At 70.1% G+C, this 19,317-nt stretch carries 21 protein-coding genes and 2 pseudogenes; 11 read left to right on the forward strand and 12 right to left on the reverse strand.

Translation table 11 applies throughout. The features are described 5' to 3' along the window. Positions 1-10: 10 nt before the first annotated feature. From M2165_RS15745 to M2165_RS15770, 6 genes and pseudogenes are all read left to right on the forward strand, one after another. The gene (locus M2165_RS15745) at positions 11-517 is read left to right on the forward strand and encodes a TRAP transporter small permease subunit (RefSeq protein WP_280815542.1); all 507 of its coding nucleotides are present in this window, start codon (positions 11-13) and stop codon (positions 515-517) included. Further along, complete coding sequence (locus M2165_RS15750; RefSeq protein ID WP_280815543.1) at positions 514-2,004, forward strand: TRAP transporter large permease; 1,491 nt, start codon at positions 514-516, stop codon at positions 2,002-2,004. The genes M2165_RS15745 and M2165_RS15750 overlap by 4 nt, the downstream gene beginning before the upstream one ends. A 67-nt stretch (positions 2,005-2,071) precedes the next feature. Continuing rightward, complete coding sequence (locus M2165_RS15755; protein WP_280815544.1) at positions 2,072-2,446, forward strand: tetratricopeptide repeat protein; 375 nt, start codon at positions 2,072-2,074, stop codon at positions 2,444-2,446. Positions 2,447-2,905: 459 nt separating this feature from the next. After that, positions 2,906-3,262: a hypothetical protein gene (locus tag M2165_RS15760; RefSeq protein WP_280815545.1), complete on the forward strand. Its 357-nt coding sequence runs from the start codon at positions 2,906-2,908 to the stop codon at positions 3,260-3,262. A gap of 91 nt (positions 3,263-3,353) precedes the next feature. Continuing rightward, positions 3,354-3,851: a hypothetical protein gene (locus M2165_RS15765; protein ID WP_280815546.1), complete on the forward strand. Its 498-nt coding sequence runs from the start codon at positions 3,354-3,356 to the stop codon at positions 3,849-3,851. 29 nt (positions 3,852-3,880) lie between these two features. Further along, positions 3,881-4,119: pseudogene (locus M2165_RS15770) on the forward strand (hypothetical protein); the annotation flags it as partial. A gap of 86 nt (positions 4,120-4,205) precedes the next feature. On the opposite strand, the gene M2165_RS15775 reads toward M2165_RS15770, so the two are convergent. Further along, positions 4,206-4,730: a glycine zipper domain-containing protein gene (locus M2165_RS15775; RefSeq protein ID WP_280815547.1), complete on the reverse strand. Its 525-nt coding sequence runs from the start codon at positions 4,728-4,730 to the stop codon at positions 4,206-4,208. A gap of 665 nt (positions 4,731-5,395) precedes the next feature. Between M2165_RS15775 and M2165_RS15780 the strand changes: the two genes are divergently transcribed. Then, entirely contained in the window at positions 5,396-5,803 is a 408-nt protein-coding gene (locus tag M2165_RS15780; RefSeq protein WP_280815548.1) for a RidA family protein, read from the forward strand. 13 nt (positions 5,804-5,816) lie between these two features. On the opposite strand, the gene M2165_RS15785 is transcribed toward M2165_RS15780, so the two are convergent. Continuing rightward, positions 5,817-6,407, reverse strand: coding sequence for an NAD(P)H-dependent oxidoreductase (locus tag M2165_RS15785; RefSeq protein WP_280815549.1), 591 nt, complete (start codon positions 6,405-6,407; stop codon positions 5,817-5,819). Positions 6,408-6,549: 142 nt separating this feature from the next. Between M2165_RS15785 and M2165_RS15790 the strand changes: the two genes are divergently transcribed. After that, on the forward strand, positions 6,550-7,314 hold the full coding sequence (locus M2165_RS15790) for a hypothetical protein (RefSeq protein WP_280815550.1): 765 nt from the start codon (positions 6,550-6,552) through the stop codon (positions 7,312-7,314). A 16-nt stretch (positions 7,315-7,330) separates the two neighbouring features. On the opposite strand, the gene M2165_RS15795 is transcribed toward M2165_RS15790, so the two are convergent. The 3 genes from M2165_RS15795 to pbpC all read right to left on the reverse strand — a co-directional run bounded on the left by M2165_RS15795 (position 7,331) and on the right by pbpC (position 11,671). Beyond that, the gene (locus M2165_RS15795; RefSeq protein ID WP_280815551.1) at positions 7,331-8,617 is read right to left on the reverse strand and encodes an MFS transporter; all 1,287 of its coding nucleotides are present in this window, start codon (positions 8,615-8,617) and stop codon (positions 7,331-7,333) included. Continuing rightward, on the reverse strand, positions 8,614-9,342 hold the full coding sequence (locus tag M2165_RS15800) for a FadR/GntR family transcriptional regulator (RefSeq protein ID WP_280815552.1): 729 nt from the start codon (positions 9,340-9,342) through the stop codon (positions 8,614-8,616). The genes M2165_RS15795 and M2165_RS15800 overlap by 4 nt, the downstream gene beginning before the upstream one ends. Before the next feature lie 88 nt (positions 9,343-9,430). Continuing rightward, the gene (gene pbpC / locus M2165_RS15805; RefSeq protein WP_280815553.1) at positions 9,431-11,671 is read right to left on the reverse strand and encodes a penicillin-binding protein 1C; all 2,241 of its coding nucleotides are present in this window, start codon (positions 11,669-11,671) and stop codon (positions 9,431-9,433) included. 261 nt (positions 11,672-11,932) lie between these two features. Between pbpC and M2165_RS15810 the strand changes: the two genes are divergently transcribed. Then, the gene (locus tag M2165_RS15810) at positions 11,933-12,145 is read left to right on the forward strand and encodes a thrombospondin type 3 repeat-containing protein (RefSeq protein ID WP_280815554.1); all 213 of its coding nucleotides are present in this window, start codon (positions 11,933-11,935) and stop codon (positions 12,143-12,145) included. 19 nt (positions 12,146-12,164) lie between these two features. Here M2165_RS15810 and M2165_RS15815 read toward each other — a convergent pair whose 3' ends face one another. From M2165_RS15815 to M2165_RS15845, 7 genes and pseudogenes are all read right to left on the reverse strand, one after another. Beyond that, entirely contained in the window at positions 12,165-12,791 is a 627-nt protein-coding gene (locus M2165_RS15815; protein ID WP_280815555.1) for a LysE family translocator, read from the reverse strand. A 46-nt stretch (positions 12,792-12,837) separates the two neighbouring features. Beyond that, positions 12,838-13,107, reverse strand: coding sequence for a DUF2277 domain-containing protein (locus M2165_RS15820; RefSeq protein WP_280815556.1), 270 nt, complete (start codon positions 13,105-13,107; stop codon positions 12,838-12,840). 35 nt (positions 13,108-13,142) lie between these two features. Beyond that, complete coding sequence (gene mnmH / locus M2165_RS15825) at positions 13,143-14,216, reverse strand: tRNA 2-selenouridine(34) synthase MnmH (protein ID WP_280815557.1); 1,074 nt, start codon at positions 14,214-14,216, stop codon at positions 13,143-13,145. Then, the gene (gene phnE, locus M2165_RS15830; protein ID WP_280815558.1) at positions 14,203-15,018 is read right to left on the reverse strand and encodes a phosphonate ABC transporter, permease protein PhnE; all 816 of its coding nucleotides are present in this window, start codon (positions 15,016-15,018) and stop codon (positions 14,203-14,205) included. Before phnE ends, mnmH begins: the two co-directional genes overlap by 14 nt. After that, positions 15,015-15,854 carry an ABC transporter permease gene (locus tag M2165_RS15835; RefSeq protein ID WP_280815559.1) on the reverse strand — a complete coding sequence of 280 codons (840 nt, stop codon included), beginning with the start codon at positions 15,852-15,854 and terminating at the stop codon, positions 15,015-15,017. Before M2165_RS15835 ends, phnE begins: the two co-directional genes overlap by 4 nt. Then, a pseudogene (locus M2165_RS15840) lies at positions 15,851-16,679 on the reverse strand (ATP-binding cassette domain-containing protein). The gene M2165_RS15835 and the pseudogene M2165_RS15840 overlap by 4 nt, the downstream one beginning before the upstream one ends. Before the next feature lie 28 nt (positions 16,680-16,707). Continuing rightward, on the reverse strand, positions 16,708-17,565 hold the full coding sequence (locus M2165_RS15845) for a putative selenate ABC transporter substrate-binding protein (protein WP_280815560.1): 858 nt from the start codon (positions 17,563-17,565) through the stop codon (positions 16,708-16,710). Between the two features lie 124 nt (positions 17,566-17,689). Here M2165_RS15845 and selD point away from each other — a divergent pair, with 124 nt between their 5' ends. Continuing rightward, positions 17,690-18,769 (forward strand): selenide, water dikinase SelD, encoded by a 1,080-nt coding sequence (gene selD, locus M2165_RS15850; protein WP_280815561.1) that lies wholly within the window; start codon positions 17,690-17,692, stop codon positions 18,767-18,769. Positions 18,770-18,837: 68 nt separating this feature from the next. Further along, positions 18,838-19,314, forward strand: coding sequence for a hypothetical protein (locus M2165_RS15855; RefSeq protein WP_280815562.1), 477 nt, complete (start codon positions 18,838-18,840; stop codon positions 19,312-19,314). Positions 19,315-19,317: the final 3 nt, after the last annotated feature.

Here is a 19,317-nt window from a genome sequence, read left to right on the forward strand (position 1 = left end):
GGCCGCGACCATGTCCGGCCGCCCCATCCTGAAATCGCTGCACCGCTTCGCCGAGGCGGTGGCCGCCGCCCTGCTTGCGGTGATCTTCGTCGCCTTCATCGCGCAGATCGCCCTGCGCTACCTGTTCAACTGGCCGGTCGGCTGGACCTCGGAGCTTTCGGTCGCGGCCTGGCTGTGGCTGGTGCTCTGGGGCGCGGCCTTCGTGCTCCGGGACGAGGACGAGATCCGCATCGACTTCGTCGCCAACATGGCCGGCCGCCGCGTGCGGCGCGTCGCGGGCGCCATGGGCGCGCTGGGCGTGATCGTGCTGTTCGGCATGTCGCTGCCCGCCTCCTATGCCTACGTGAGCTTCATGAAGGTCGAGAAGAGCGCCTACCTCGGCATTCGCATGGACGTGATGTATGCGATCTACATCGTGTTCGTCGTGGCCGTGATCGCCCGCAGCCTGCGCCAGCTGGTGCGCGGGCCCGCGTCCCCGGAAACCGCCGATCCCACCGCTGTGTCGTCCGCATTGTGAATCTCACCAGTCCTCTCTCGCTGGCGCTGTACGTCATCGTCGCGCTCAGCCTTCTCGGCGTGCCCGTCGGCCACGCCATGATCGGCGGCTCCGTCCTCTACCTGTACCTCAAGGGCATGGACGTGGGGGCTGCGGCGGAGCAGCTGCTGAACGGCACCTATTCGAGCTACCTGCTGCTCGCGATTCCGCTCTTCATCCTGGCCGCCACCATCATGAGTTCGGGCAGCATCCTCGACCGGCTGCTGCGCTTCTGCAATGCCATCGTCGGTCGCTTTCCGGGCGGCCTGGCACAGGTCAACGTGCTGCAGAGCATCGTGTTCGCGAGCATGTCGGGCTCCGCGCTCGCCGACGCCGCGGGCTCGGGCAAGCTGATGCAGGCCATGATGACCAAGGACGGCAAGTACACGCCCGGCTTCGCCGCCGCGCTGAGCGCCGTCTCGTCGGTGATCGGCCCGATCCTGCCGCCGTCGATTCCGCTGGTGCTCTATGCACTGGTCTCCGGCACCTCGATCGGCTATCTGTTCATCGGCGGCGTGCTGCCGGGCCTGCTGCTCGGCGCGGTGCAGATGGCGCTGATCTACGTGCTGGCGCGGCGCCGCCGCTTTCCGCTCGAGCTCAGCGTGCCGCTGCGCGACATGCCGCGCATCACGCGCGAGGCCCTGCCCGCGCTCATGCTGCCCGTCATCCTGCTCGGCTGCCTGTACAGCGGCGTGACCACGCCCACCGAGGCCGCCGGCATTGCCGCCGCCTACGCGCTGCTGATTTCCGTCGGGCTGTACCGCAGCCTGCGCTGGTCGGACCTGTACCAGTCGCTGCTCTCCAGCGCGCGCATGAGCATCTCGATCGGCATGCTGATCGCCGGCGCGATGGTGTTCAACTACGTCATCACCTCGGAGAACATTCCGGCCGCGCTCAGCACCGCGATGAAGGGCCTCAGCCTGTCGCCGATGGTCTTCCTGCTGCTGGTCAACCTGATCCTGCTGGTGCTGGGCGCCTTCCTCGAGGGCTCGACCATCATCCTGATCATCCTGCCCGTGCTGCTGCCGACCGCGGTCTCGCTCGGCATCGACCCGGTGCACTTCGGCGTGATGGCGGTGCTCAACATCATGATCGGCCTCGTCACGCCGCCCTACGGGCTGCTGCTGTTCATGATGAGCAAGATCGCCGGCGTGCCGCTGATGGTGCTGGTGCGCGAGACCTTTCCCTTCCTCGTCGTGATGCTCGGCGCGCTGGCGATCGTGACGGTGTGGCCGGAGACGGTGCTGTTGTTGCCGAGGCTGGCGCGGGTATACGGGGTAGGGGCCACGCTGTTGAAGCATCCGGACGGCCGCGCAATGTTTGCCCGCGGTCATCCGTCCGCAGACCGACTGCGAGCGTTCGCCGCGCCCTTGCCGGGCCTTGTCGCCCGTGGCGTCCTGATTTTCGACGGGCTGGCTTTCGTATTCGTCTTGGTCATGTTCGCGGTTCTGACGCTGGTTTTTTCCTGAGCTCGCCGACCAGGACCGGACCTACCGACCGCGGTTCAGAATTGAGTTCGCAACAACCTCAGACCTCATGAACCTGGACCTCATCGCCGCCAGTCGATCGCTTGTCGAAGAGGCATGGAAGAAACCTGACGAGTGGGAGGCGAACCTGGCTTCCGCCGAAGCGATGCTCTCGAAGGCGCTTCGCGAGGTGCCGGACGATGTTCTTGCGCTCACCTGCTTGGGCGCCGTGCTGTCGGATCAGGGCAAATACGAAAAGGCCGCCGCGGTCCTGGTGCGCGCGATTGAGCTCGGGTCGACCGACCGGAACACCTACTTCAACCTTGGCGTAGCAAAGATGAACTGCGCGACCCGTGCGAAGGCAATGGCCGCTTTTCGAGACGCCGAGGGGCGCCAAGCTTCGCCGTTGTCGTGGGAGGCATACTTTGATCCCCAGGCCCACTGATCGGCGTGCTTGGACGCCCGGTTGTGGTTCGCCAACATCCGACATTCATCTAGGCAGCCAGCGAGCCTGACCACATATGAAGCGACGTGTCTCGCCTGCGCTGATTGCCTTCGGTGCTATTGTTATCTTCGGTTCAGTGAGTGGTGCTGGTTGGCTATGCCGGGGGCTGGCTTGGTTGGCGCATAGAGAAGCGCTGCGAAGACTATTGCGTCGCCCGAGGGAAGAAAGGGCAGATGGCGCCGATCTATCCCAAGACGATGACTGGCGACCGTCAGGGGCCGACTGAGTGCAACTGCCGATAGTCGTCACTCGGCCATACGCCGCCCCTCGACGCTCGCCGCCAGTTGGCGGGAGGCTTTGAGCGGAAGCGTGTCGCAAAGACGCCGAGGCAGATGAGCGCCCGTTGCCCAGATATCATCCCGCCGACGCACTTTCCCTCATCGCAAACGACTCCGTGACATGCGTGCCGCCCTTTACTACTTGCTGATGCTCCTGCTCGGGTTTGCCTTCTACAAATTCGGGCAAAACTTGCTTCGGAAGCCGCGTTGGAGTGAGAACGGCGAACGCACCGAAGGCGTTGTAGGCCCCGTGGGGTTGCTTGTGACTACTGGCGTTGCCTGCTACCTGTTGTTTGCGTTACTGCGCGCGCTGGTTCGCGGTGAAGTGCCATGCGTCGGCAAGGCTTGCACGAATCAGATCTATACCCTGGCGGCCAACGCGGGCGATTACTGGGCCAACATGTTTTTCCTCGCGTGGATGGTGCTTGGCCTGAGCTATGCGGTCTATGTGACGCTCAAGATTTGGTTCCGAGAGTAGCGCCGCAGGGGCGGCGAACTGCGATGGGGGCGGGTGTGCGCGACGATGGCGGCCGCCGCCAACGGCCAATCGCGGCATTCAAAGGAGCTTCATGTTCAGCTTGCTGACGGACTTCGTCGTCGCGATCTTCGAGTTCATCGTTGACGTGGTGCTCTTCAGAAGGCAGCGCCGCAAGCGCGGTCACAGCGACCGCGCGTTTTCCGACGACGCACACGAGATCGCACGCTTCGACCTCATCACGTTGACCTACATTGGTCTCGCCTCGGTCGCGGTGATGATTTTTCTGAGCTTCATCGCAGGTGTTCCGCTAGGCTGGAGCATCGCAGTCAGTATCGCTGTGGGCGTGGCTTGGGGTGTCTGGCAATACATGCGGCTGGTCGATAGACCAACGCGAGGCAGTCATCATCACGTGTCACGGCCGGCCCGCTGCTTACATGATCTCGCCTCAAGACATGAAGGAATTTCAAGAGGCGCGTGCAGGAGCGGTCAAGGCAAGTCTGCGCGCGATTGGGCCAAGGCAAGCGCACAGGCTTGGAATGAATTCGATACCAAGTTCGGCGCGTTCGCGGACGAGCACTCAACTCTCTGAAGCAGTGGCGCAATTTGACGTTGGGGAGGTTGGAACTAGACCTCGAGTCCTGGTTGAAAACGAGCGGCGGCAAAGGGCTTCACAAATCGCCGTGCCGCTGGCGCCAAGGTTCGACCAAGACATGGTCAAGGCATTCTCGCAAGCCATTGCTCAGCACCTTGCGAGGACGATACCTTCGCGGCTTGTCGCCAAGAGTGTTCCGTCCAATCGGGCAGGCAAACCGTTCGTCGACTACCTGCGCAATGGCCACGGTGCGACGACGGCAGCAGTATGTCTCGCACGATCGGCTGAGGCGGTGAAGCGGCAAACGGCCCGCTCGGGCCGTTTGGTTCTTATCTCCGCCCGTTCGCGGGATCAGAGACCGTCGCGGTCCGAGTCGCCGGGCACCGCGCGTTCCACGGTGTCGCTCACGCGTTGCCACGCGTCACGCGTCGCATGCTTGGCGCGGTCCCATTCCAGCGAGGAGCGCCCGCGGGCCGTTCCCCAATCGCGGCTCAGCTCGGGCTCGACCTCTTCGAACCTGCGATTCGGGTAGCGCAAATAGGCATCGACACCGTAGCGATAGGCCGGTGAATAGTCGTCGTAGCTCGATCCGCTTGCCACGTAGGAGCGCCCCGTGTAGTTGTCGCGCCAGTAGGCATCCTCGACGTCGGGGTCTACCTTTGCCATGCGCCGGCCGGCCAGGGCTCCGGCGGCTGCGCCGACCGCTGCGCCCACGGCAGCGCCCACCGGGCCGGTCATGCCGCCGACTGCCGCGCCTGCAGCCGCACCGCCCGCCACGCCACCGGCGACGCCGCCGACCACGGCCCCGGCGCTCGTCGCAGCGGGATGCGAATCGTCCTTCTCGGCGGGGGTGCGAGTGTCTTTCAGATCAACCATGGATGTCTCCTTGGAACGTTGAGGGAAGACCAAAGTTGTACTCATCGCAGTGAAGCCGACAGCGCCGAGGCACTCGTTGGAATGAAAGGCAGGAGGGAATGGGCATGACAGTCCGCACCTACAGCCGCGAGCATCAGGGTCTCGGATGGGATCACCAAAGGCAACAGCCGCAGCCAAAGCCGCTTCGGCGTTTGGAGCTCAGGGCTCCGCCTCGGCATCGCACGTCAGCAGTTGCGCTCCCCTCCGAATCGAGGACCAGGGTCAGGCCTAGTTGGCGGCTCGGCAAACTCCTACGCAAGGCGCGTGAAGGAGGTCAAGACAATTCATGGATGCTCAGAACTCTGCTTTGCACTGTGGCGAGTCCGGTCATTGCGCTCGCCATGTTGGTCATCGGCGTACTCGCAGCGCTGGTCCACCTCATTGCGATGCCTGCGCTTTATCTCTGGGAAGTTCGACTCGAACGGAATCCTCCTCGCGGGACCTCGTCCGAAGCTGCCAAACGATCCCGGGTGGCTCGGCAAAGACTTGGCAGATGATCGAGTCACAAGTCCCACTGTTTGCCCCCGACAAACAATCCATGTGCGAACCGCCTGTTTATCCGCACCCGTCGGCCCCCTACATTGACGTCATCCCATCAACGTTCCTGAAGGAAGGAAACCCTCCGAATGCCCACCCGCGATGTCGTCATGCCTCCCGATCGCCACGCGCTCTACGAGCTGCACCGCTATTCCCCCGCGATCCGCGCCAACGGCCTGCTGTTCGTCTCGGGCCAGGTCGGCAGCCGCGCGGATGGTTCGCCCGAGCCGGAGCTCGATGCGCAGGTGCGTCTTGCGTTCCAGAACCTCAATGCCATCCTTGCCGCGGCCGGTTGCAGTTTCAGCGACGTGATCGACGTGACGGTGTTCATGGTCGACCCGCAGACGCATTTCGAACGCGCCTGGGCCGTGGCCGCGGAGTACTGGGGCGAGGCGCCTTATCCGACGGCGACGGCGGTCGGCGTGACGTGGCTGTCGGGCTTCTCGTTCGAGATCAAGGTGATCGCCAAGCTGCCCGAAGCCGCGATGCCCCACTGAACGAAGCGCCTGCTCAGTAGGGCGGCGCCTTGCGCGCCCGCTGCGCTTTCGCCGCCTCTGTCCACCACGCGAGGTCGTCGGCGAAGCGCCCGAACGACCGCTCCAGCGATTCGCCTGCGCTGCCGGTGGGCTTGCCGCTCGCATCGAGGGTCTGCGCGATCGGGCCGACGGCGAGGGTGCTCGACACCACGACCATGCCCATCTCCGACAGGATCGAGTGCCACACGGTGCCCGAGCGCACGCCCGAGAAGCGGCCGGCCGAATAGCTGGCGACGGCGGCGGGGCGCCAGAACCATTCCTCGAGGAAGTGGTCGGTGAGGTTCTTGAGGCCCGGCTGCGGGCCCCAGTTGTATTCGCCGGTCACGAAGACGAAGGCGTCGGCGCTGCGGATCTTCTGCGCCAGCGCCTCCATGGCGGCCGGTGCGCTGCCCTGGGGGTACTCCTTGTACATGCGGTCGAGCATCGGCAGGCCGACGGCCTGGGCATCGACGAGTTCGGCCTTGTCGCCGCGCGCGGCAAGGCCGGCCACGATGTAGTCGGCCAGGCGGATGCCCATGCGGTCCGACCGGTACGAGCCGTAGAAAACCAGGATGCTGTCAGCCATTCGTCGTCGCTCCGTGTGAGGCCATGGCGGCCAGCGCGCGAGACTACCGCATCGATGTGCCGGCGGCCGTCACTTTTTGCACGCGGCCTCGCTACCATTGCCGGCCATGAAAACGCCGCCCCTCTTTCGCGCTGCCGCCTCGATGCTGTTCGTCCTCGCTGCCGCGGCGCTGGCGGGCCAGGCGTCGGCCGGGCCTTCGGCGCAGGTGTTCGATCTGGTGAAGAAGCCCGAGTCGGTCGACCCGGAATGGCGCGTGCGCCTCTGCGCGCTGCTGCCGCAGCCCTGCGATCCGCAGACGCTGGGCCTGTACCGTCCGCGCGGCGGCGCGGCGGGCGAGCATGTGGTGATCGCGGCAGAGCCGCTGGCCATGGCGCGCGTGCAGCGCGGCAAGGGCGCGGGCGGCTGGCAACTGGAGCGCCTGCACGACTTCAGCGGCTACGCGGCGGCAAAGCGCGATGCGGCGAGCGGCAGCGTGGCCGACGCGCAGTTCTCGCTCGCGCCGGCGCTCTATCCGCTCGCCGAAGGGCAGTGGGCCGCGGCCGTGCTGCAGACGGTGTCGGAGGGCTACTCGGGCGGCGGCGCCTCGTTCAGCAAGGCCGACTTCGTGCCGCTCGAAGGCACGCGCATCGTGGCCGAGGGCATTCCCTTCTCGTGCACGAAGATGGTCCGCGCCTGCTTCAGCGAAAAGGAATACCGGCAGTCGAAGCACTGCCACGACGAGAGCAGCGGCAGCCTTCGCATCAGCTACGCCGAAGCGGCGCGGCCCGGCGAGCCCTATCGCTGGCAGTACACCTGGCTGCAGAACGAGTGGCCGGCGCATCAGCCGGCGAGCGCCGCGACCACCTCGCGCCTGCACTTTGCCGCCACCACCACGGAGCGGGCGGGCTTCTGCGGCGGGCCGCAGTAGCAGCAGCCGCCGAGGCTCAGTCGCGGTGTCGCGGCAGCGTGACCGCGCCCACGTAGAGCGTGCGGCCCGCGCCCAGGCCGGCGCTCACCAGCGCGATGCCGAGCCCGATGAAGAGCCATGCCGAGGCGCGGAAGCTGCCGGTCCAGCCATGCAGCAGGCCGGCGAGCAGCGGCCCGAAGGCGGCCACGAGGTAGCCCACGCCCTGCGCCATGCCCGAGAGGTGCGCCGCGATGTGCGAATCGCGCGAGCGCAGCACGATCATCGTGAGCGCGAGCGCGAAGGTGCCGCCCTGGGCGATGCCCAGCAGCACGGCCCACAGCCACACGCCGCCCAGCGGCGCGAACAGCATCGCGAGCATGGCCATCACGGTGAGCAGCGCCAGCACGGCCGCCAGGGCGCGCTGGTTGCGCAGCTTCACCGCGAGCGCGGGCACGACGAGGCAGGTCACGACCTGCGTCATGACCGAGAGCGACACCACGTAGCCCGCGGTCTCGCTGCCCAGCCCGCGTTCGCGCAGGATGGGTGCGAGCCAGCCCATCACGATGTACGCCAGCGCGGACTGCAGCCCCATGAAGAGCGTGACCTGCCACGCCAGCCGGTCGCGCCACAGGCCGCGCACGGTGAAGCCCGATTCGCTCGCCACCGGCTGCACGGGCAGCGCCTGCGGCGCCCACAGCAGCGTGACCAGCAGCGCCGGCGCCGCCCACATCGCGAGCGCGACGGTCCATCCGCCGCCCAGTGCGTGTTCGAGCGGCACCGTGAGGCCCGCGGCACTCGCCGCGCCGCCGCACACCGCCATGGTGTAGAGGCCCATCATCAGCGCCGCCTGACCGGCGAAGTCGCGCTTCACCAGGCCCGACAGCAGCACGTTCGCGACCGCGATGCCGCTGCCCGCGATGGCCGAGGCGACGAACAGCAGCGGAATGCTGCCGGTGCCGCGCAGCGCGGTGCCCACGAGGATCAGCAGCATGCAGCCGAGCAGCGTGCGCTCGGTGCCGAAGCGCCGGCCGAGCCCGGGTGCGAGCGGCGCGAACGCGCCGAGGCAGACGATCGGCAGCGTGGTCAGGAGGCTCGCGGCCGTGGCCGAGAGGCCGGTGGCGCGGATGATCTCCGGCAGCACCACCGAGAGGCTGGCGAACACCGGCCGGAGGTTGAAGGCGATCAGCACCACGCTGGCGCCGAGCAGGATGCGGCGCGCCAGGCTCGGCGCGGGCGTGGGACGCGGTGCGGGCAGGCTGTCGACTTCGGCGTCGATCAGCATTTCCTTGGCGGCGGCGCCGGAGGGCAGGGGCATCGAGCTCATGCGCCGCCGCCTTGCGCGAGTGCGTCGATCATCGGCGCCATGAAGGCGCGCACCGCCTCGGCGGCGCGGTCGGGATCGCGGCTCGCGATGGCCTGGACGATCGCCCGGTGCGCGGCGGCGTCGGGCTCGGGCAGGGCGGCGTCCATCGTGCCCGAGATGGTTTCCTTGATGTAGCCCGAGATGAAGCGGCAGGTCTCGGCCAGCGCGAGGTTGCCCGAGATGTCGACGATCGCGAGATGGAACGCCAGGTCGCGCTCGATGAACGCCGCGCCGCCGTCCCCGGCATCGGGCACGCCGCGCTTGTCGAGCAGCGCTTCGAGGTTGCGCAGGTCCCGCGCGGTGTGGCGCACGGCCGCGAGCCGCGCCGCCTCCACCTCGAGCGCGCGGCGCACCTCGAACTGGTCGCGCAGGCTCGCGCGGCGCATCTTCTGCAGGTTGGCCGCGGGATCGAAGCCCGAGCGCACGTAGGTGCCCGAGCCCTGGCGCACTTCGAGCAGGCCGCGCGAGACCAGCGTCTTCACGGCCTCGCGCACCGTGCCGCGGCTCACGCCGAGCAGTTGTGCGAGTTGCGGTTCGATGGGGATGCGCGAGCCGACCGGCCAGCGGCCGGCGGCGATTTCTGCGCGAATGCTGTTGGCCGCGCTGTCGGCCAGGGAGGTGCGGGGAGCCTGCAGGAGCATGAACAGTAGAAGAGAGAACGAAAGCCGCCCCAGGAGGGCGGTCATTGAATCATTGGATGAATTCTCGTGCGCCTCGAATGCCGCAGTCGCCCGCAGGGGATTGGCCGGCGCCTGCCCGCCGGCCGGCGCCGCGTCAGCGGCGCGGATTGCGGGCGGCGACCACGCCCGCGCCGCGCACCTCGATGCGGCGCCGGTCCACCACCTTGCCGGCCGCATCGACCAGTTCGATGGTGTGACGGCCGGGCCAGGGCAGCCATTGCGCGCTGTTGCCGCGCGCGAAGTGCTTGCCGTCGATGCGCCATTGCACGCCGCGGCCTTCGGACTCGAAGCGCACGCGCTGGTGCAGCGGCGGAATGTCGGGGTCGAGCGCGAGGATGGTGCCGTCGGCCGGCGCGGTGATGCGCGTGGGCGCAGCGCCGGCCGGCGTGCCGGCGTCGCCGTCGAGCGCGAACAGCGTCTGCTCGGTGCCCTGCAGGAACCACTCGCCGCGCTCGGCTTCCAGCGCGTTGCCGTCGCTGCCGGGGCCGAAGGCCACCTGCGCCTCGACGAGGCCGGCCGGCGGCCGCGGCGCGCGGCTCGGCACGCGCGCATGCAGGAAGCGCATCAGCTCGGCCCATACCGGCGCCGCGCCGGTGGTGCCGCTCACGTCCCACATCGCCGCGCCGCTGGCGTTGCCGACCCACACGCCCACCGTGTAGCGCTGCGACCAGCCCACGGCCCAGTTGTCGCGCATGTCCTTGCTGGTGCCGGTCTTCACCGCGGTCCAGAAGCGGGTGGAGAGGATGCTGTCGGGGCCGAAGGTGCGGGTGCGCGCATTCGCGTCCGACAGGATGTCGCCGACGATGAAGGCCGCGCGCGGATCGAGCACCGCCGGCGCGGCGGGCGGCGCCTTGCCGCCTGGCGCGGTTGCCGTGCGCGCCGCGACCAGCGTCACCGGCCCGTGCCGTCCGCCGTTGGCGAGCGTGCGGTAGGCGTTGGCGAGCGACAGCAGCGAGACCTCGGCGCTGCCGAGCGCGAGGCTGTAGCCGTAGTAGTCGCCGCTCTCGCGCAGCGGCAGGCCCATGGCGCGCAATTGCCGCGCGAAGGCTTCGGGCGACACCATCACCAGCGTGCGCACGGCCGGCACGTTGAGCGAGGCGGCCAGCGCGGTGCGCACCGACACCGGGCCCTTGAACTGCCGGTCGTAGTTCTGCGGAATGTAGAGGCCGCTCGCGGTGCTGATCTGCGCCGTCGAATCGTCGACCAGCGAAGCGGCCGTGAGCCGCCGCTCGGCGATCGCCTGCGCATAGAGCAGCGGCTTGAGCGTGGAGCCGGGCTGGCGCAGCGCGGTCACCGCGTCGACCTCGGCCGCCTGGCTCAGCGGCCCCGACGAGCCGACCCAGGCCAGCACCTCGCCGCTCGCGTTGTCGAGCACCACCAGTGCGCCGTCCTCCACGTGCCGGCCGCGCAGTTCCTTCAGGTGGCGCTGCAGCGTCTCGAGCGCAAAGCGCTGCAGCGGCGCATGCAGCGTGGTGCGCACGCTGTCGGCCGGCTCGTCCTTGCCGGCTTCGCCGCCGTCGCGCTGTTCCTTCAGCGCACGCCGGGCGGCATGCGGCGCGATGCCCTCGCTCGCATCGAAGGCGCGCCGCTGCACCGCGGCCGTGGTGAACATGTCGAGCGCCTCGCAGTCGACCTTCTGCCCGGGCTCCATCGCGCGCAGCACCTCGCAGGCGCGCTGCGCCACGAGCGCCGGCTTCGCGTTGGGCGCGCGCACCAGCGCCGCAGCCACGCTGGCCTCGCGCGCATCGAGCCCATTCGGCGCCTTGCCGAACAGCGTGCGCGAGAGCGCATCGATGCCTACGATCTCGCCGCGGAACGGCACGCTGTTGAGGTAGGCCTCCAGGATCTGGTCCTTGCGCCAGTTGCGCTCCAGCTGCGCGGCGGCCACGGTCTGGCCGATCTTCTGCTTCAGGCTGCGGCCGCTGTTGGCGCGGCGCAGGTCCTCGTCGAGCAGGCCGGCGAGCTGCATCGTGATGGTCGACGCGCCGCGCGTGCGCGTGTTCCACAGGTTGCCCCAGGCGGCCGACGACACCGCGCGCCAGTCGACGCCGCTGTGCTCGTAGAAGCGCCGGTCCTCGCTCAGCACCATCGCCGTGCGCAGCGCGGGCGACACGTCGGCCAGCGCGATCCACTGGCCGCGCCGCACGCTGGCATCGGTGCGCACGCGCTGCAGCAGTTCGCCGTTGCGGTCGAGCACCGCGGTGTCGGAGGAACGGAACTCGCGCTTCACTTCGTCGAAACGCGCCACGGCGGCCAACGCGGGCGCCTGCACGCAGGCGAGCGCCAGCAGCCATGCGGCGAGGCAGCGGCGGCTGGCGGCGGGCGGGCGGTGCATGGGCAAAAGCAAAGGTTGCGGTGGCGAGGGCGCGCCATTTTCGACGATACGGCCGCGGGAACTGCACCTACCCCGAAACGGGTGCGGCGCCGCCTGCGCCGTGGTGGGCGTAGCGCCAAAGTTCGCAGCAGGCCCACATCCGGTAACCAACTTCACGCGCGCGCCTCATGGCGGATACGGCGCCGAGACGGAGGTGGCCTTCAATGCGGAAGCGGCTTGCGAGAGGCGGGCCGTTTCCCAGAACTCCAAGGAGAAAGCACCATGATCAAGACACTGGCCATCCTGCTTGCCGCATCGGCCGTCCTGGCCGGCTGCGTCGTCGCGCCCTACGACCGTTCGCCGCCGCCGCGCCCCGGCTACGGCTATGGAGACCGCGACCGCGACGGCGTGCCCAACCGCTACGACCGCGACCGCGACAACGACGGCGTGCCGAACCGCTGGGACCGCAACCCGAACAATCCGTACCGCCGCTGAAGGCGGGGCAGGGAGATGGCTAAGCGGGGCGCCGCGCCAGCAGCGCCCACACGCCGGCCGCGCCCAGCAGCGAGCCGCCCGCGAGGTTGAAGCGCCGCTGCGCGCGCGGCGAGGCCAGCAGCCTGCGCGCCGATCCCGCGAACACCGCATACAGCGCGGCGTTGAGCGCGGCCATGGCGACGAAGGTGGCCGCCAGCACCCAGAGCTGGCGCGTCACGTCGGCCGCGGGGCTCAGGAACTGCGGCAGGAAGGCCACGAAGAACACGATGCCCTTCGGGTTAAGGGCGGTCACCAGGTAGGTGTTGGCGAAGAGGCGCCAGCGCGAGCCGGGCGCGGCCGGCGCCGCGATCTCGCCGCCACCCATGCCCGCGCGCAGCATCTTCATGGCGAGGTAGATCAGGTACAGCCCGCCCGCCCACTTGACCACCGTGAACCAGAAGGCCGAAGCCGCGAGCAGCGCGCCCAGGCCGAGCAGCGACACCACCAGCGCGGTTGAATCGCCCAGCGCCACCGCGGCCACGAGCGGAAGCTTCGCGCGGCGGCCGTGCGCCATCGAGTAGCTGATGACCGTGAGGATGGTCGGGCCCGGAATGACGAGCAGCACGGCCGATGCGGCGACGAAGGCGAGCCAGAGTTCGAGAGGCATGGAATCTCCAGAAGGAAGAAGGAAGGACGCGGACGGCCCGCGGCGTTCAGCTGCCGAAGCGCGCGGCCGAGCGGGCCTTGGCGCGCTCGGCCTCCACCGCGCGGTCGCGCGGCTCGGCGCTGGTCACGAGCGAATCGATCAGCCGCGCCGCGCTGACCGCCACTTCCTCGACCGCGCGCTCGAAGGCCTGCTCGTTGGCCTTGGAGGGCACGTGGAAGCCGCTGAGCTTGCGCACGAACTGCAGCGCCGCGGCGCGGATCTCCTGCTCGGTGGCGGGAGGCTCGAAGTTGTACAGGGTCTTGATGCTTCTGCACATGGGCGGCTTGCTCCGGTCGGGGCCAGGGGATGGGGCTACGGCAGGCGAAGGATGGCGTCGGCCACCGCTTCGATGCCCGCGTCGCTCAGGTCGGGCGCCGCGACCTGACGCCGCTGCGGCCACTGCTCGAAATGCCGCGCCTGCGAACGCTCGTAGTGCGGATCGTAATGAAGCGCCATCAGTTCGGCAAAGAGCGGCGCCAGCGCGCCTTCGAGCGCCCATTCCTGCCAGCGCTGCACCACCGCCTTGCCCTGCAGTTCCTTGAGCCGGCCGAGCTGATCCGCGAGCGCCTGGCGGTCGTCGCCGAGGTAGGCGTAGTCGCGCAGCAGGTAGTCGAGGCGCGCGGCCGCATCGGCCTGCACCTCGACGCAGGGCGCCGCGCGCATGCGCGCGACCAGCGGAATCGGCAGCGAGAGCCGGCCGATGCGCGCGCTCTCGCCTTCCACGTACACCGTGCGCGAGAGGTCGAGCGCCTCGAAGCAGGTGGCGATGCGGGTCTCGAACTGCTTCTGCGAGGGCTGCGGCACGCCCGGCAGCGCGCCGAGCAGCGAACCCTTGTGGCTTGCGAAATGCTCGAGGTCGATCACCTGCTCGCCGCGCGCGGCCAGCGCCTGCAGCACGCGCGTCTTGGCACTGCCGGTCGCGCCGCAGATCACCCGGAGCTGCAGCTGCGGCACGGCGGCCTCGATCTGCGCGAGCACATGGTGGCGATAGCTCTTGTAGCCGCCCGCGAGCTGCTGCGCGTCCCAGCCGACCAGGCGCAGCCAGGTCACCATCGAGCCGCTGCGCAGGCCGCCGCGCCAGCAGTAGACCAGCGGCCGCCAGTGGGGGGGCTGCTCGCCGAAGCGTTCGCGCAGATGCCGCGCGAGGTTGGCCGCCACCATCGCGCCGCCCACGCGCCGCGCCTCGAAGGCGCCGGTCTGCTTGTAGATGGTGCCGACGATGCGGCGCTCCTCGTCGTCGAGCACCGGGCAGTTGATCGCGCCGGGAATGTGGTCGAGCGCGAATTCCGACGGTGAGCGCGCGTCGATGATGGTGTCGAAGCGTGGAATGTCGGCCACGCGCGTCGGCTGGTGGCGGGAATGGTTGTCGCGTTCAGCCATGGGCATGCCCCAGTGTGCGCCGCAGCCGCGCGCTCGCGAAGTCGACGAGGGCCACGAGCACGAACATGGCGATCAGGACGGTCATGGCCTGTTGCTGTTGGAAGATCGACAAGTGGAAGTAGAGCAGCTGCCCGAGCCCGCCGCCGCCGACGAAGCCCAGCACCGCCGCCATGCGGATGTTCATTTCCCAACGATACAGCGCATAGGCCAGCCATTGCGGCAGCACCAGCGGCAAGCTGCCGTAGCCGAAGGCCGCCACCGCGCCCGCGCCGCCCAGCGCGAGCGCCTGCTCGGGCGCGCGCGGTGCGTTCTCGAGGCTTTCGGCGAACAGCCGGCCGAGCACGCCGGTGGTGTGCAGCGCGAGCGCGAGCGCGCCCGCGAACGGGCCGATGCCCGCGGCCAGCACCATGAGCGCGGCCCAGACCAGCTCGGGCACGCTGCGCAGCAGGTTGAGCACGAAGCGCGTGGCATGGCGCGGCACCGCGCCCGCGCGCCCCGCCGCCGCGAGCGCTAGCACCGCGCCGGCCGCCGCCGCGAGCACCGTGCCCAGGGCCGACACGGCGAGCGTCTGCAGCGCGCCCCAGCCGGTCCTGGCGAGGAAGGCGCGCGAAAGGTCGGGCGGGAAGAACTCCAGCACGAAGCGGCCCATGAGCCGCAGCGATTCGCCGCTGCCGAGCGCGCGGTAGTCGATGCCGAGATAGACGAAGCTCGCCGCCACGGCGGCCACGATCAGCAGCGCCACCACGCGGCAGCGCACGCACACCGGCATGCGCGGCAGGGGCGGGGCGGCGGCCGCGGCGGCCTTCATGCGAGCAGCCTCCGCAGCGCGTTGCTCAGCGCGTCGGCCAGCAGCACGAGCGCGAGGAACACCAGCAGGATGCTGCTCGCCTCGCCGCCGTTGAGCATCTTCATCGACTGGTCCATGAGCTGCCCGAGCCCGCCCGCGCCGACGAAGCCCATCACCACCGAGGCGCGCACGGCGCATTCCCAGCGGTAGACGGTGTAGGAGGCCAGTTCCTGCGCGGTGTTGGGCAGCAGGCCGTAGCAGAGCGCCGCGATGCGGCCGCTGCCGCCTTCGAGCAGGGCGCGCGCGGGGCGGGTGTCGGTCGATTCGAGGATCTCGGCGTAGACCTTGCCGAGCATGCCGCCGTAGGTGATGGCGAGCGCGAGCACGCCGGCGGCCGGCCCGAGGCCGAGCGCGCGCACGAACAGCAGCGCCCAGACGATCTCGGGAATCGCGCGCAGCACCATCAGCACCAGCCGCGCCGACGGCCGGACGACGGCGCCGATGCCGCGCCCCGGCCCGGGGCCGATGCGCGAGACCGAGAGCGCGCGCGTGCCGGCGAAGGCCAGCGGCACGGCGATGAGGAAAGCGAGCGCCGTGCCGGCCGTGGCCATGGCGAGCGTCTCGAGCGTGGCGCGGCCGAGCAGCGCCAGGAAGGCCGGCGCGGTCTCGGGCGGCAGGAAGCCCGCGAGAAAGCCGCCGATCACCGACAGGTTGCCGGGTGCGAAGAGCGCCGCGGGCTGGAACTCGGCGAGCCGCAGCACCGGCCAGGCGAGGAGCAGCGCGAGCAGCGTCCAGCCGAGGCGCGCGCGGGTCTGCGGATCGTGCGTGGGCACTTCGGACGGCCGGGCGGGGCTCATGGGCAGTCGGGCGGCACGAAGGCGGCCTCCTGCAACGGTCGCACCGCCGGCGGCTGCGCGGCGGCGCTGGCGGCGGCCAGGCCGCCTTCGCCGGCATAGAGGGCGTCGAGCATCGCGGCATCGACCGCGCCCGCGGGCACGTCGAACACCACGCGGCCGGCGCGCATGCCGACCACGCGCGGAAACCAGCGCAGCGCCAGGTCCACCGCATGCAGCGAGGCGACGAGCGTGGCGCCGGTGGCTTCGCTCTGCGCGACCAGCTCGCGCACGGTGGTGTCGGCCAGCGTCGGATCGAGCGCCGACACCGGCTCGTCCGCCAGCAGCAGCGCCGGGCGCTGGTAGAGCACGCGGGCCACGCCCACGCGCTGCAGCTGGCCGCCCGAGAGGCGGTCGCAGCGTTCGAAGAGGCGGTCTTCGAGCGCCAGGCGCGACAGCGCCTCGTGCGCGCCCCGCGAGGTCCGAAGGCCGCAGCAGCGAAGCGATCGCGCGCGCCGCCGACCACTGGCCCAGCCGGCCCGAGAGCACCGCGGTCACCACGCGCAGCCGCGGCGCGATCGGCGGCGCCTGGTGCACGGTGCCGATGCGCGCGCGCAGGCGCTTCAGCGCGCCGGCGTCGAGCCGCCAGGGCGCCGCGTCGAGCAGCCGGACCTGGCCTTCGGACGGCCGCAGCGCCGCGCCGAGCACGCGCAGCAGCGTGGTCTTGCCCGCGCCCGAGGGGCCGATGACCGCCACGCGCTCGCCCGCCCGCGCGGCCAGCGTCACGCCGGCGAGCGCACGCTGGCCGTTCGGGTGGACCACGCCGACGGCGTCGATCGAGAAGCTCACGCGCAGCGGCCTTCTTTTCTTCCGGCGGCTACTTGATCAGCCCGGCCGCCTTGCCCGCGGCCTCGATGCCGTCGTAGTTCGACGATCGGGTCGGCACGAAGCGGCTCGCGCGCTGCAGCGCCATGATCTCCTTGTGCGCCGGGTTCGCCGGGTCGAGCTTCAGGAAGGCGTCGGTGAGCTTCTTGGTGAGCGCCGGGTCGAGGCCGGGGCGCACGGTCCAGTTGTAGTCGTAGTAGGTCGGCGTGGTCGCGAGCACCCGCACCTTGGCGGCGTTCGGGTTCTTGGCTTCCACCAGCTTGTCCCAGACCGAGGCGTTCAGCACGCCGGCCTCGGCGCGTGCGGCGGCCACGAAGGCCACGGTGGCATCGTGCGCGCCCGAGAAGGCCACGGTCTTGAAGTCGCGCTCCGGATCGATGCCGGCCTGCATCAGGAAGTAGCGCGGCATCAGGCTGCCCGAGGTGGAGGAGGGCGCGCCGAAGGCGAAGGTCCGGCCCTTCAGGTCGGCCAGCGTCCTGGCGGTGCTGTCGGCCGGGACGATGAACTTGCTGGTGAACACCTCGTCCTCGGCGCGCTGCACGATCGGCACCGCGCCGCCGCCGGTGCGGATGCGCGCCTGCACGTAGGTGAAGCCGCCGAGCCAGGCGAGGTCGATCTTGTTCGTCGCCAGGCCCTCGACCACCGCCGCATAGTCGGTCACGGGCGTGAACTGCACCTCGAGGCCGGTTTCCTTCTTCAGGTAGTCGCCGAGCGGCGTGAACTTGCGCTGCAGCTCGGTCGGCGCCTCGTCGGGAATGGCGGACACGCGCAGCACCTTGCCCTGTGCCGAGGCACCGAGGGCGAGGACGGACAGCGAAAGCGCAAGGGCGATGCGAAGAAGGGGCTTCATGGGAGAAAGAAGGCGCGGCGGAGGCGCCGGAAGGATCGGGGAGCCCTCGATTGTAGAAACCCGCGTGCCGGCGCCGCGGCCGGCCGGCTTCGATAATGGCGGCCGTTTGCCTCCGGATTGCGCCATGACCGACACCTCCACGCCTTCGCCCCTCAACCCGCTGGCCCCGCTGCGGCTCACGAGCTTCTCGCACGGCGGCGGCTGCGGCTGCAAGATCGCGCCGGGCGTGCTCTCGCAGATCCTCAGGAACAGCGGCGCCGGGCTGATACCGCCGGAGCTGATGGTCGGCATCGAGACCGCCGACGACGCGGCCGTCTACCGCCTGAACGACAGCCAGGCGCTGATCGCGACCACCGATTTCTTCATGCCGATCGTCGACGACCCCTACGAGTTCGGCCGCATCGCCGCGACCAATGCGATCAGCGACGTCTACGCCATGGGCGGCCGGCCGATCATGGCGCTCGCGCTGGTGGCGATGCCGGTCAACCAGCTGCCGGTGGAAGTGATCGGCGAGATCGTGCGCGGCGGCCAGGACGTGTGCCGCGCGGCGGGCATCCCGATCGCGGGCGGCCACACCATCGACTCGGTGGAGCCGATCTATGGCCTGGTCGCGCTGGGGCTGGTCGATCCGGCGCACGTCAAGCGCAATGCCGCGGCACGCGCAGGCGACCTGCTGGTGCTCGGCAAGCCGCTGGGCGTGGGCGTGCTCTCGGCCGCGCTCAAGAAGGAGAAGCTCCGGCTCGCGGGCTACCGGCAGCTCATCGAGAACACCACGCGGCTCAACACGCCGGGCATCGCGCTCGCGCCGATGGCGGGCGTGCATGCGCTGACCGACGTGACCGGCTTCGGGCTCGCGGGCCACGCGCTGGAGCTCGCGCGCGGTGCAGGGCTCACGGCCGTGATCGACTGGCCGCGCGTGCCGCTGCTCGACGGCGTGGCGGCCATGGCGGCGGAGGGCTTCGTGACCGGCGCCTCGGGCCGCAACTGGGCCGGCTACGGCGCGGAAGTCGCGCTGGCCGACGGGCTGCCCGCCGTCGCGCAGGCGCTGCTGACCGACCCGCAGACCTCGGGCGGCCTGCTCGTGAGCTGCGCGCCGGAGACCGTGGATGCGGTGCTGCAGGTGTTCCGCGACGAGGGCTTCGCGCAGGCGGCCGTGATCGGCCGCATGGCCGAGGGGCCTGCCGGCCTGCGCGTCTCGGCCTGAAGTCCGCCGGCATGCGCCGGAGAAAGACCCTGACACCGGCGCACGCGGCGCGGGGCGAGAATAGCGCCATGCGGACCAGCCCCTTCTTCGTTGCGGCCCTCGCGGCCATCGCCTTCGGCGCGCACGCCGACGTGGTCCGCTGCACCGATGCCGACGAGCGCGTCACCTACACCGATGGCGGCTGTCCGCCGGGCTCCCGGCTGTCGCGCCAGGTGCCGCTCACCGAGCCGGTGGCCGTGATCCCGACGCCCGGGGAGGCGCGGCGCCCCGTCGCGCCGCCGCCGGTGACGGCACCGCCCGCGGCGCCGGCGGGCATCGCCGGCAACGCGCCGCCGTCCGGCCCCGCGATCATCCCGCGCCACGTCGACGAGCCGCGTCCGGCCACGCCGGCCGATCCGCCGGTCTACAGCTGGGGCCCCGATCCGTACTACGACGGCGGCCGGCCGATCATCCGCCCGCGGCCGCCGCGGCCCGTGGACCCCGGCCCGCCGCCGGGCCAGCGGCCCTGCGCGAACCTCGCGGGCATCAAGCGCAACAACTGCTGAGCC

This window comes from Variovorax sp. TBS-050B (assembly GCF_029893635.1).
Lineage (GTDB): Bacteria > Pseudomonadota > Gammaproteobacteria > Burkholderiales > Burkholderiaceae_C > Variovorax.